Origin of the sequence: Corallococcus exercitus, from assembly GCF_003611585.1 — a bacterium.
Taxonomy (GTDB): Bacteria; Myxococcota; Myxococcia; order Myxococcales; family Myxococcaceae; genus Corallococcus; species Corallococcus exercitus.
On the sequence record NZ_RAVW01000277.1, the window covers coordinates 1 to 12,697 of the forward strand.

General features: G+C 71.5%; 10 protein-coding genes. 7 read left to right on the forward strand and 3 right to left on the reverse strand.

Going from position 1 to position 12,697, the window contains the following annotated elements:
• The first annotated feature begins 143 nt into the window (after positions 1–143).
• Together D7W79_RS28180 and D7W79_RS28185 are read left to right on the forward strand one after the other, a co-directional pair.
• The gene (locus D7W79_RS28180) at positions 144–932 is read left to right on the forward strand and encodes an alpha/beta fold hydrolase (protein WP_120528487.1); all 789 of its coding nucleotides are present in this window, start codon (positions 144–146) and stop codon (positions 930–932) included.
• Positions 933–945: 13 nt separating this feature from the next.
• A complete protein-coding gene (locus D7W79_RS28185; protein ID WP_120528488.1) occupies positions 946–1,380 on the forward strand; it encodes a hypothetical protein in 435 nt (144 codons plus the stop codon).
• Positions 1,381–1,391: 11 nt separating this feature from the next.
• Here D7W79_RS28185 and D7W79_RS28190 read toward each other — a convergent pair whose 3' ends face one another.
• On the reverse strand, positions 1,392–2,087 hold the full coding sequence (locus tag D7W79_RS28190; RefSeq protein ID WP_120528489.1) for a molybdopterin-dependent oxidoreductase: 696 nt from the start codon (positions 2,085–2,087) through the stop codon (positions 1,392–1,394).
• Entirely contained in the window at positions 2,080–2,739 is a 660-nt protein-coding gene (locus D7W79_RS28195) for a cytochrome b/b6 domain-containing protein (RefSeq protein WP_120528490.1), read from the reverse strand. Before D7W79_RS28195 ends, D7W79_RS28190 begins: the two co-directional genes overlap by 8 nt.
• Positions 2,740–3,003: 264 nt before the next feature.
• Between D7W79_RS28195 and D7W79_RS45870 the strand changes: the two genes are divergently transcribed.
• From D7W79_RS45870 to D7W79_RS28220, 5 genes are all read left to right on the forward strand, one after another.
• Positions 3,004–5,604, forward strand: a complete 2,601-nt coding sequence (locus tag D7W79_RS45870; protein WP_147442090.1) for a right-handed parallel beta-helix repeat-containing protein — start codon at positions 3,004–3,006, stop codon at positions 5,602–5,604.
• 134 nt (positions 5,605–5,738) lie between these two features.
• Complete coding sequence (locus tag D7W79_RS28205) at positions 5,739–7,625, forward strand: penicillin-binding transpeptidase domain-containing protein (protein ID WP_244222006.1); 1,887 nt, start codon at positions 5,739–5,741, stop codon at positions 7,623–7,625.
• A 95-nt stretch (positions 7,626–7,720) separates the two neighbouring features.
• The gene (gene mgtA / locus D7W79_RS28210) at positions 7,721–10,336 is read left to right on the forward strand and encodes a magnesium-translocating P-type ATPase (protein ID WP_120528493.1); all 2,616 of its coding nucleotides are present in this window, start codon (positions 7,721–7,723) and stop codon (positions 10,334–10,336) included.
• Positions 10,337–10,417: 81 nt separating this feature from the next.
• Entirely contained in the window at positions 10,418–11,905 is a 1,488-nt protein-coding gene (locus D7W79_RS28215; protein WP_120528494.1) for a serine hydrolase, read from the forward strand.
• 87 nt (positions 11,906–11,992) lie between these two features.
• Positions 11,993–12,565 (forward strand): glutathione S-transferase family protein, encoded by a 573-nt coding sequence (locus tag D7W79_RS28220; protein WP_120528495.1) that lies wholly within the window; start codon positions 11,993–11,995, stop codon positions 12,563–12,565.
• Here the strand turns inward: D7W79_RS28220 and D7W79_RS45260 are convergent, their stop codons facing one another.
• Positions 12,566–12,688, reverse strand: coding sequence for a LysR substrate-binding domain-containing protein (locus D7W79_RS45260; RefSeq protein WP_276375516.1), 123 nt, complete (start codon positions 12,686–12,688; stop codon positions 12,566–12,568).
• Between the last annotated feature and the right edge of the window lie 9 nt (positions 12,689–12,697).

Genomic DNA, 12,697 nt, shown 5'->3' on the forward strand with positions numbered 1-12,697 from the left:
ACGCCTACCCGATGGGACAGCCCGCCCCTCATCCCTCCAGGCAACCCCCGAGCATGTGGACGGCCACGCCCCAGTCGTGGCTTGCTACGCTTCCCCTTTAAGTCACGACTTCCTGCTGTTCCCCCCTCGGAGGACGACCCCCCATGCCCACGACGAACGCGACGGATGGCACACCCCTGCACTACCGGGTCCTGGGGGACGGTCCGCGCGACGTGGTGCTGGTGCATGGGTGGATGGTGTCCGGCGCGGTGTGGGACCCGATGCTGGAGAAGCTGGACATGACGGGGCTGCGGCTGCTGGTCCTGGACCACCGCGGCTCCGGGCAGTCCGGGCGGCCGACGTCGGGGTACTCGCTGGAGCAGTACGCGAAGGACGTGCTGGCGGTGGCGGACCACGCGAAGGCGAAGCGCTTCGCGCTGGTGGGCCACAGCATGGGCGGGCAGATCGCCAAGTGGGTGGCGGCGGAGGCTCCCGAGCGCGTCAGCGGCCTGGTGCTGCTCAACCCGGTGCCCGCGTCGGGGCTGCCGCTGCCTCCGGACGCGGCGGGCCTGTTCCGCACCTCGGCGGGGGACCGGGAGAAGCAGAAGACCATCCTCGGCCTGGCCTGCAAGCAGCTGTCGCCGGAGTCGCTGGAGGTCCTGCTGAAGGACTCGGGCGCGGTGGGCAAGGACGCCATCGAGCAGTGCTTCGACTCCTGGACGGCGGGCGGCTTCGCGCACCGGCTGTCCGCCATCACGGCGCCCACGCTGGTGGTGGCCACGGATGATCCGTTCCTGCCGCCGGTGTTCCTCAAGCAGGCCGTGGTGGGCCTCATCCAGAACGCGCGCCTGACGCACCTGCCGGGGCCGGGGCACTACCCCCAGGTGGAGCGTCCGGCGGAGACGGCGGCGCTGCTGTCGGCGTTCCTCGCGGGCAACGCCGCGCAGGCCTGAAGGAGGACGTGACATGGCCTGGGGTATGTCCTTCGAACGCGACGCCGAGCACGACGTCGTCACCGCGCAGTTCACCGACTGCATCCTGGTGACGGATGAGGACGTGTATCGCTGGGGACGCGAGGTGGAGGAGCAGTTCGCGAAGTTCAACGGCCGCGTGGACCTGCTCATCAACCTGGACGGGCTCGTCGTCCGCCACACCGCGGGGCGCACCTTCGGCAAGGTGCGCCGCGAGGTGCTGGAGCGCAACACGCACCGCTCGTTCCGCTACGGCGGCGACGAGATGACGCTCACGTTCATCAACACCAGCGGCGCCATCCACGGCGCGGCGGTGAACCACTACGCCACGCGCGAGGCCGCCCTGGCGGCCCTCATCGCCGAGCGCGAGAGCCTGCGCAGGCGCGGCTTCACGCCGTTCCTGCCGGGCGTCGTCAACACCAAGCGCTGAAAGCACCGCGGCTACACGCCAGCGAACCACTCGTAGCCGCGGTCCTCCCAGGTGCCCCCCGTGGCCTCCGGGAGGAAGCGCACGGTGGTGAGGTACTTCACCATCTTGTAGCCCAGCTTCACGCCCGAATAGAGGCGCAGGGGCGCGCCATGCCCGGGGATGAGCGGGGCGCCGTTCATGCCGTACGCGAGCACGGTCTGCGGGTGCAGCGCGCTCGGCGCGTCCCAGGAGGAGTAATAGCCCTGGTCGAACGAGCGGAACTCCACGAAGCCCGCGCGCGGATCCGCGCCCACGGCCCGGGCCAGGTCGCTGACGCGCACGCCGTGCCAGGACGCCACCGCGCTCCAGCCCTCCACGCAGTGGTGGCGGATCCGAGAGTCGGTCCGGGGCAGCTGGCGCAGCTCCTCCAGCGAGAAGGCGCGCGGCCGGGCCACGAGCCCTCCCACCTCCAAGCGCCAACCCGCGGGAGCCAGCGGGACGGTGTCGGAGATGAAGTACTGGGGGAAGTCGCCGGGCGGGGTGAGCTGCTCGACGGGCTCCTCCGGTGCGAGCCGGGTGGGGTGGAAGAGGGTGGCCTGGGCGCGCTCGTTGAAGCGGTCCATGGCGCCGAGGAAGCCCGCGCGCGGGCGCTGGGAGTCGCAGGCGCTGGTGGCGAGCGCGGCGGCGCCCAGGAGGACGCGGCGGCGCGTGAGGACACGCTCAGACATCGGGCTTCCTCCCTCCGGTGATCATCTCCCCGAACGTGCGCGGGTGCAGGGCGACGAGGACGACGTGGCCCACGGTGAAGAGGGCGAGCAGCACGAGCAGCAGCAGGTGGATGAACCGCGCGGGGTCGTAGCCACCGAAGAGGGCCGTGAGCCACTGGAGCTGCACCGGCTTGTAGATGGCGAGGCCGGACAGGACCGACAGCGCGCCCATGATGAGCGCGGCCGTGTACGCCAGCCGCTGGAGCCCGTTGTAGAGGCCGACTTGCGCGGGCGCGGGGCGCAGCCGCAGGTAGTACGCGAGCGTGGCCACCGCATCGCGGGTGTCACGGCGCGGGAGGAACAGGCGGCGGCGCCACTCGCCGCTGAGCGCGAGATAGAGCACGTACACGACGCCGTTGAGGGCCAGGAACCAGCCGAACGCGAAGTGCCAGCTTCGCGCCCCCGCGAGCCAGTCTCCCAGGCGCAGCCACGACGGCGGCATGGCGTCCTGGAAGGGATAGACGGCGAAGGGCCGGCCGCGAGGCCCCATGCGCGGATACGCGACGAGGATCTGCAACCCGCTGGCCGCGAGGATGGCGAGCAGTGGCACGTTGGCCCAGTGGGTGAGCCGGATGGGCCAGGGCTGGGGACGGCGTCGCTCGGGCGGGTGCACGCGGCGGAGCCCAGCACCGCGACGGGGCCCGGGACCATGCGGCGGGGGGATGGCGCGAACGCTCGGGAGAGGACTTCGCCGTCGAGAGGAGCAGAGCAGTACAGCGTTGAGCAAGGATTGCCGTGACGCCAGCCCACGGGTCGCAGGGGATTGGCAGGCATTGCACGGCGTGCCGGACGCACATGGCCGCCGGTCCCCGTGGATTGGACGCCCGGGAGTGACCCGGTATCGTTCCTGCTCCCGTCCGCCTTCCCCGAGGATGCCGTGACCCTGAAGCCAGCCAATGCAGTGCTCCTCGTGGGGGCGTTGTTGTCGAGCACGTTCGGTTGCGTGGAGGAGGATCCCGCCTTCACGGCGCCGCTCGCGGGCGGAGCGCGGGTCGTGGTGGCGGCGCCCCATGCGGTGACGCCCCTCCGCGTAGGCGCCAGCGCGGTCACCGCGTCAGACACCGTGGCGTCGATGGACCTGAAGCAGGATCCGGAGGGTGGCCCCGCCTGGGCCGGTACCTTGAAGCCGGATGCCCACGAGGAAGAGCTCTTCCTGCGCGTGGACGTCATGGACTCCCCGGACACGATCGTGGCCTCGTTGAACCTGGATGCGGGCGTGCGGCTGCCCCGGTATGGCGAAGCGCTCGCGGTCCTGGTGCCCATGCTGACGATGAACGGGCCCTCGGGGTTGGCCAACCACGCGCCGAACATCCTCGCGGTGACGGGACCGACGGCGATCGTCGAGGACGGGGCGGCGGTGGACCTGTTCGCGCACGTGAGCGACCCGGATGCGGACGCGCTCACCTACGCCTGGACCGCCTCCTCGGGCGTGCTCGACTGCGCGGAGGCCGCGTGCAAGTGGACGGCGGCCCTTCCCGAGGACTCCGATGCGCGCAAGAAGGGCACGTTGATCGGCCTGCGGGTCACGGACGCGCGAGGCGCGGTGTCCACGCTCCAGTTCCGGATCGCCGTGGGCACCGTGCGCGGGCACGCGTGGCTGGGCGACACGCGCTTCAACCGCGCCCCCATGCCCTCCGAAGCAGGAGCCCCCCAGGACGTCGGGCTGAACAAGCCGTTCCAGGTCCAGGCGAAGGTCCAGGACGAGGACGGCCCCAAGGACGTGCTGACGTATGCCTGGAGCTCGACGTGCGAGGGCACCTTCAATGACGCCACCGCCGCCATGCCCGTCTTCACGCCGACGGCCGAGCCCACGGACTGCGGCTGCCAGTTGAAGGGCGCCGTGACGGACGGCTTTGGTGGAAGCGCCGAGCAGCTCGTGAACCTGTGCGTGCGGGCGGACGCACCGCCCGTCCTGGGAGACACCACGCAGTCCGCGCAGTCCGCGCTCGCGGGCGACCGCGTGACGTTCACCGTCAAGGCGACGGATCCGCGCGGCGAGGCCCTGACGTTCGCCTGGACGTCGAACGCGGGCGCGCTCGGCACGGCGACGGGGGATGGCACGACGAGCACGGTGGACTGGACGGAGCTCAGCTGCCTGCCGGCGGACGTCACGCCCACGGTGGACGTGGTGGTGACGAACGCGTCGGGCGCGAGCACGCGGCATTCCTTCTCCGTGGCGTGGGCGGGCCGGCGCTGCGGCGCGGGAGAGGCCCCCTGCGCCATCACGCTGTCACCGGGGCAGGTGACGCTGCGCGAGGACTGCGTGGTCCAGAGCGCGGTGTTCATCCCGGACGGCCTCACGTTCAACGGGGCCGGGCACACGCTGACCGCGTCCGAGGACGGGGCCGGGACCCACTACGTGGGCGCGGTGCTGCGCAACCGGGGCACGGTGGCGAACGTGCGCGACGTGACGGTGACGGTACGGAACCTGTCGGACGTGTGTGACGCGGACGTGGACCGGCTGCGCGGCATCCTGCTGGAGGGCGCGGGCGGCACCATCGAGGACACGGTGGTGGAGGACGTGAACCAGGCCGGCAACATCAGCGGATGCCAGGAGGGCTTCGCCATCGACGTGCGCAACAGCGCGGCGGGTGCCACGCCGGTGACGGTGGTCATCCGGGGCAACCAGCTGACGGGCTACCAGAAGGCGGGCGTGGCGGTGCTGGGGCGGGTGGCGGCGACGGTGGAGGACAACGTCATCGACGGCCTGGGCCCCACCGACCGCATCGCGCGCATCGGCATCCAGCTGGCGTACGGGGTCTCCGGGCAGGTGGTGGGCAACCAGGTGAAGGGCAATGCGTACCGGTTCGAGCGCGACTGGGGCTCCGGCATCATGGTGCTGGGCGGCGCGTACTACGGCGCGGGGCGGGAGCTGTGCCACGACCTGCTCATCCAGGACAACGTGCTGACGGGGAACGACGTCGGCGTCTACCTGCTGCAAGCGGTGGACGAGGACTTCAACCCTCCGCCCACGTCGCAGAACCTCCAGGTGCTCGGCAACACGCTGAGCAAGACGGACCTGACGGCCAGCTATCAGGCTGCCATCGCGGACAACGGGACCGCGAACCTCATCAGCCGCAACCGGATCAGCGGTGACGGGTACGACCCCGACGTGTATCCGGACAACGTGGTCGCCCTCGACGTGACGACGCAGGGCGAGGACCGCCAGGTGGGCTTCGCCACGCCCGCGCGGACGCTGGACGTGGGGACGTGCTCGGAGGTGCTGGCGGTGCAGGGCTGGGACCTGGCGGGCAACCTTGCCCCGCTGTCCGTGCCGGAGGTGACGCTGGCCGCGTCGGATCCGGGCGCGACCTTCCACCTGCTGCCGGACTGCTCGGATGCGCCCGTGACGATGGTGAGCCTGAAGAACACGCAGCGCGAGGGCCTCTTCTACGTCAAGGCCGCGACCGCGGGCCCGCTGACCCTCACGGCGACGGGCGACGGCGCGAGCAAGACCCAGGAGCAGACGGTCCGCTGATCACCACGCGTGCTCCGCGTGTGCGTGATGTCCCGACCCCCGGTCCGGGCGAACACATCTGTCGCAGGATGTTCGCCTCGAAGCGAAGGGCGCGGTAGACGGGGCACGTGTTCAGACGGGCGGTCATTTCCTGGGTGGGGCTCTGCCTCCTGTTGCTGTTTCCCGCGTGTACGCCGCGAGCCGCGAGGCCCGTCGTCGCGCCCGAAGGGCCGGAGGACCTGGCCCGGCGGTACCTGGACGCGTGGGCGCGCAACGACGTGGCGGCGCAGCGCAAGGGGCTGCTGGACGCGCCCGCGGACTTCGACGCGCAGCAGGCGCGGTGGCGGCAGGACCTGGGCGTCGTCGCATCGCGCTTCGAGCGGCCGGAGCTCGAAGCCGACGATGGTGTCACGGCGGTGGTGCGGTTCCGTGGCGTGCACACGCTGCGGGGGCTGGGGGACTGGGAGGTGGAGTCCCGGCTGCGCTTCGAACGCAAGGGCCCGCGCTGGGGCCTGCGCTGGACGCCGGAGGTGCTCCATCCCGCCGCACGGCCTGGAGATCGCTTCGGCCGCAACAGGAGCTGGGGTCCACGTGGCGCGCTGCTCGATGCGGACGGGGACCCGCTCACCGTGCCTGGAGAGGTCATCCGCATCGGCGTGATGCCGGGCCGCGTGAAGGACCGCGCGGCCGTGGCCAGCGTGCTCCAGGCGCAGCTCGGGGTAGACCCGGCGAGGGTGCTCGCCGCGCTGAACGCCGCGAACGCGCAGCCGGAGCAGTTCGTCGCGGTCATCGACGTGCGCCCGGAGCGCTACCAGCAGGTGCGCGCCGTGCTCGCGCCGGTGCCCGGCATCTTCTTCCGCAAGAAGCCCGCACGCCTCACGCCGGCGGAAGGCTTCGCCGCGCACACGCTGGGCCGCGTGGGCGAGGTGACGGCGGAGGCGCTCCAACTGCTGGGCCTGCCCTACCAGGCGGGGGACGTGGTGGGGCTGTCGGGCCTGGAGCGCGCGCAGGAGCGGACGCTGGCGGGGCGTCCCTCCGGCGAGGTGCGGCTCTTGCGCCGCTCGGGTGACAGCGAGGTGCTGTACCGCTTCGACGGCGAGCCGGGGCGCGACGTGCGCACCACGTTGCGGATGGACGTGCAGGCGGCGGCGGAGGCCGCGCTCATGGACGTCACCTGGCCCGCCGCGCTGGTCGCGGTGGATACGTCGACGGGACAGGTGCTGGCGGTGGCCAGCCGGCCGCTTGGAGAGGCGCTGCACCGCGCGCTGACGGGGCGCTATCCCCCGGGCTCCACGTTCAAGGTCGTGACCGCCGAGGCGCTGCTCGCGAACGGCCTGAAGCCGGACTCCCGCGTGGACTGTCCCCTGGAGGCGACGGCGGGCCGCAAGCGCTTCCGCAACTTCGAGTCCGAGGTGCTGGGCACCACCACGCTGCGGCGCGCGTTCGCGCTGTCGTGCAACACGACGTTCATCCAGCTGGAGTCGAAGCTGGACCCGAGCGCGCTGCAGGACGCGACGCGGCGCTTCGGCTTCGGGGTGGCCTACGACGTGGGGCTGCCCTCGCCGGGTGCCACCTTCCCTGAACCCCGCGACGACGCCGAGCGCGCGTCGGCGGTCATGGGCCAGGGCCGCGTGCTGGTCACGCCGCTGCACATGGCCACGGTCGCGGCGGCGGCGGACTCCGGCGTCTGGCATGCGCCGAGCCTGCTGGCGGACGCGGACGCCGGTCCGGAGGCACGGCTGAGCCCGGGGACTTCGAAGGCGCTCCGGGAACTCATGCGCGCGGTGGTGACGGAAGGCACGGCGAAGTCCGCCGCGAGCTTCGCGGGGCTCATGGGCAAGACGGGCACGGCGGAGTTCGGCACGTCCGTGCCGCCCGAAACCCATGCGTGGTTCGTCGGGGTGCGCGGCGGCATCGGCTTCGCGGTGTTCGTGGAGGGCGGCGGCGTGGGAGGCCGCGTCGCCGTTCCGCTCGCGATCCGCTTCCTCAAGGCGCTGGACGCACCCGGGGCCCTCTCCCTCAAGCACGACGACGCCTGCTAGGACGCGGGCTCGCGGCGGGGCCGTCCCTCCAGGCGCCAACCCCCTCCCCGGCCGGGTGGCTGGTTTCCCTGGAGGGCACTGCGCACGCTATCGGAATGGGCGGCGAGCGCTCGAACAGCCGGGGTGCCGGGGGCCTGGCCCATCTCCCGCGCCGCTCCGGCGGGCGGCGGGGCCCGGCACCGGAGCGGAAGGGGCCGTCCGCCTGGAGTGCGCCGGAGGAGTCCCTCCGCGCCCGCCTGGGCAGCACGTTCCAGGGCCTGTCCCAGCAGGAAGCCGAGGCGCGGCTCGAGTCCCTGGGGCCCAACGCGCTGGAGTCCCGGCGACGCCGGCCGCTCCTCCTGGAGCTGCTGCTGCGGCTGGGCAACCCGCTGGTGCTGGTGCTGCTGGTGGCGTGCGGAATCTCGGCGGTCGTCCACGACCTGACCAGCTCCGCCATCATCGCCGCCATCGTGTTGATCAGCGTGACGCTGGACTTCGTCCAGGAGCACCGCGCCAACAACGCGGCGGAGCGCCTGCGTGGCGCCGTGGCCCTGCGCGCCCGCGTGCTGCGCGACGGCGAGGAGCAGGTGCGCCCCGCGACGGAGCTCGTCCCCGGGGACGTGGTCCTGCTGGCCACCGGCAGCCGCGTCCCCGCGGATGCGCGCCTCCTGGAGTCGCACGAGCTGACCGTGAACGAGTCGCTGCTCACCGGCGAGCCCTATCCCGTGGAGAAGGCGCCGGGCCTCGCGCCCGGGGACGCCCCGCTCGCGGAGGTGGGCAACGCCGTCTTCGCCGGGACGTCGGTGCTGGGGGGCTCGGGAAGCGCGCTCGTGTTCGCCACCGGCCGCGACACGGAGGTCGGCGGCATCGCCCGGGGGCTGGACGCGCCCGTCGCCTCCACCGCCTTCGAGCGGGACACGCGCCACTTCTCCGGGATGTTGATGCGGCTCACCGTCCTCATGGTGCTGTTCGTGCTCCTGGTGAACCTCACCCTGGAGCGCCCGCTGCTGGAGTCCTTCCTCTTCGCCATGGCCCTGGCGGTGGGGCTGACGCCGGAGCTGCTCCCCATGGTGGTCTCGGTGACGCTCGCCCGGGGCGCCGTGCGCCTCGCGGAACAGGGCGTCATCGTCAAGCGGCTGGGCGCGGTGCACGACCTGGGCTGCATGGACGTGATGTGCACCGACAAGACGGGCACGCTCACGGAGGCGAACATCCGGCTGGAGCGCACCGAGGACGCCGCCTCCCAGCACAGCGAGCGCACCCTCGCGTGGGCCTGCCTCAACAGCCACTTCGCCACCGGCCTGCGCAGCCCCATGGACGAGGCCATCCTGGCCCGGGGCGCGGAGTGCACGCAGGGCTGGGTGAAGCGGGACGAGCTGCCCTTCGACTTCGAGCGCCGCCGGGTGTCCGTGCTGCTGGAGAAGGCCGGCCGGAGCGTCCTGGTGGTGAAGGGCGCGCCGGAGGCGCTGCTGCCCCTGTGCGAGGCGCGTGAGGCGGCGGACGGGACGGTCCAGCCCCTGGACGCGGCCAGGGGCGAGGCGTTGCAGGACCGCGCGGACGCGCTGGGAGGGCAGGGCTTCCGGGTGCTGGGGCTGGCCTGGCGCGACGGCCCGTTCCCGGGCGGGCAGGTGTCCCTGGAGGAGGAGTCGGGGCTCGTCTTCGCGGGCTTCGCCTCCTTCCTGGACCCGCCCAAGCAGAGCGCCCGGCCCGCGCTGACGGCGCTGCGCGAGGCGGGCGTCGCCGTCAAGGTGGTGACGGGCGACAACGCGCGGGTGGCGGTGCACGTCTGCCAGCAGCTGGGCCTGGAGGTGCGGGGCGTGCTCACCGGCGCGGAGCTGGCCCTGCTGGACGACCTGGGCCTGCGCGCGCGGGCGGAGGTCACCACCCTCTTCGCGCGCGTGTCCCCCGCGCAGAAGAGCCGCATCCTCCGCGCGCTGCGGCAGCGCGGCCACGTGGTGGGCTTCCTGGGGGACGGCATCAACGACGCGCCGTCGCTGCACGAAGCGGACGTGGGCATCTCCGTCGCGGGCGCGGTGGACGTCGCGCGCGAGGCCGCGGCGCTGCTGCTGCTGCGCCCGGAGCTGAGCGTCCTGCATGACGGCATCCAGGAGGGACGGCGCACCTTCGGCAACGTCATGAAGTACATCCGCATGGGGACCAGCTCCAACTTCGGCAACATGCTCAGCATGGCCCTGGCGTCGCTGGTGCTGCCGTTCCTGCCCATGCTCCCCATCCAGATCCTCCTCAACAACATGCTGTATGACGTGTCGGAGCTGGCCATCCCGCTGGACACGGTGGACGCGGAGCAGCTCGCGCGGCCCCCCCGCTGGGACATGCGCTTCGTGCGCCTCTACATGGCGGTGTTCGGCACGCTCAGCTCGCTCTTCGACGCGGCCACCTTCACGGTGCTGCTGTACGGCTTCCACGCCGGCGCGCCGCTCTTCCAGACGGGCTGGTTCATGGAGTCGCTGACCACGCAGGTGCTGGTCATCTTCATCATCCGCACCCGGGGCGGGGCGGGGCGCAGCGCCCCCGCGCGGCTCCTGCTGCTGTCGTCGCTGGGCGTGGTGGCGGTGGCCAACGTGCTGCCCTTCACGCCGCTGGGGCACGTCTTCGGCTTCGTGCCGCCGCCGCCCGGCATCCTCGCGTCGCTGGGCGCGCTGGTGGCGCTGTACCTGGCCTGCGCGGCGGGGCTCAACCGCTGGTTCTTCCGCCGCTTCGACACCGCCTGACCCCGTCCTCGACGGAAAGCCGACCGGATGCAATCGTCTCGCCACCGGGTCGTCTGTAGGCTCATGGTTGGGAGAGACCGGATGACCTGGAACCCGCTGCGCCTCTTGGGTGTGCTCGCTGTTGCCCTGCTGTTCGTCCCCGTCACCTCGGGCGCCGCGACGCGGCAGCAGGAGCTGGACCGGCTGCTGACGCAGTACCACCAGCTGCGCCAGTTCAACGGCGCGGCGCTCGTGGCCAACGAGAAGGGCGTCATCCTGAAGAAGGCCTACGGCTCCGCCAACTTCGAATGGAACGTGCCCAACACGGTGGACACGAAGTTCCGGCTCGCGTCCGTGACGAAGCAGTTCACGGCCATGGTCATCCTCCAGCTGGTCGCGGAGGGGAAGCTGAAGCTCGACGACACGCTGGTGTCGGCGCTGCCGGACTACCGCAAGGACACGGGCGCGCGCGTCACCATTGCCCAGCTGCTCAACCACACGTCCGGCATCCCCAACTACACGAACTCGTCGGACTTCTTCGCCAAGGTGTCGCGCAACCCCTACTCCGTCGCGGACTTCGTGAAGCAGTTCGCCAGCGGGGACCTGGAGTTCGAGCCCGGCTCGAAGTTCAACTACAGCAACTCCGGCTACTTCCTGCTGGGCGCCATCATCGAGCGCGCCACCGGCAAGACGTACGCGCAGGCGGTGCAGGAGCGCATCTTCACGCCGCTGGGCATGAAGGACTCCGGCTACGACGTCCACGCCACGGTGCTGCCCAAGCGCGCCAGCGGCTACGAGCTGGATCCGAAGGGCTACGTCAACGCCCCCTACCTGGACATGTCCCTGCCCTACGCCGCCGGGTCGCTGTACTCGACGGTGGAGGACCTGTACCGCTGGGACCGCGCGCTCTACGAGAACAAGCTGCTGCCGGAGGCCCTCAAGCAGAAGATGTTCACGCCCGGCCTGGAGAACTACGGCTTCGGGGTCTTCATCGAGCCGCTGAAGCTGGATGACGGCAAGACGGAGCTGGCCACCATCCACCACAGCGGCGGCATCAACGGGTTCAGCACGCGCATCTACCGCGTGCCGGCCACCAAGGAGGTGGTCATCCTCCTGGACAACACGTCGCGCGGCGACGCGCTCAAGCCGCTGTCCGCCGGCCTCTTCAGCGTGCTCCACGGCATCCCGCCCAAGGCGCCCCGGCTGGGCGTCCGCGAGGTGCTCGTCTCGGCGCTCGACAAGGGGCCCATCGCGGACACCATCGCGCGCTACCGCGAGCTGAGGGCCACGAAGGCGGACGCGTACGACTTCTCCCCGGAGCAGCTCAACAGCCTGGGCTATCGGCTGCTCCGGGACGGCCGCACGGCGGATGCCATCGAGCTCTTCAAGCTCAACGTGGAGATGTTCCCGAAGGAGGGAAACGTCTACGACAGCCTGGGCGAGGCGTACCTCGCCGCCGGGGACAAGGAGCAGGCGCGGGTGAACTACCGCAAGGCCGTGGAGCTGGACCCCGCCAACAAGAACGCGGCGGCCGCGCTCAAGAAGCTGGACGCACCGGCGAGCGCGCCCGCGTCGAAGGTCGTGCCCTAGCGGCTCCGGATGTGAGCGAATGCGGCCCGCGCCCCGGGCGTTTCCCGTCCGGGGTCATTCCACGTGGTGCTCACGAAAGGTGCCTGAATGAAGCTCTATTTCAATCCTCGGAGCCGGGCGGTGATTGGCAAGTGGATGCTCGACGAGGCGGGAGTCGAGTACGAAATCGTGCCCATCGACCTGGAGAAGCGGGAGCAGAAGTCGCCGGAGTTCCTCAAGGTGAACCCCGCCGGGAAGCTGCCCGCGCTGGTGGACGGAGAGGCCCGCGTGTTCGAGAACGCGGCCCTCTGTCTCTACATCGCGGACAAGTACCCGCAGGCGAAGCTGGCGCCGAAGCTGGATGCGCCGGAGCGCGGCCGGTACCTGTCGCTGATGGTGTACTCGACGTCGCAGCTGGAGCCGTCCATGGGCGACCACATGGCCAAGGCCCCCACGCTGCCGCAGCGCGGGTGGACGGAGTACGCGCAGACGCTGGACGCCGTGGAGCGCGAGCTGGGGGACGGCCCCTATCTCTTCGGCGACTGGTTCACCGCCGCGGACGTGATGATCGGCTCCATGTTCATCTACCAGCGCATGCTCGGCGGCGCGACGGGACGGCCGAAGCTGGAGGCCTACGTGGACCGGCTGCAGGCCCGCCCCAAGGGCATGAAGCTGCGCTGATCAGGGCGCCGCGAAGCCCTGCGTGAGCCAGTCGATGAAGACGCGCACGCGCGGGGACAGCTGCCGGTTGCGCGGGTACATCAGGGACACGGGCGTGGGCGTGGGCGGGTACTGGGGCAGCACGGGTACCAG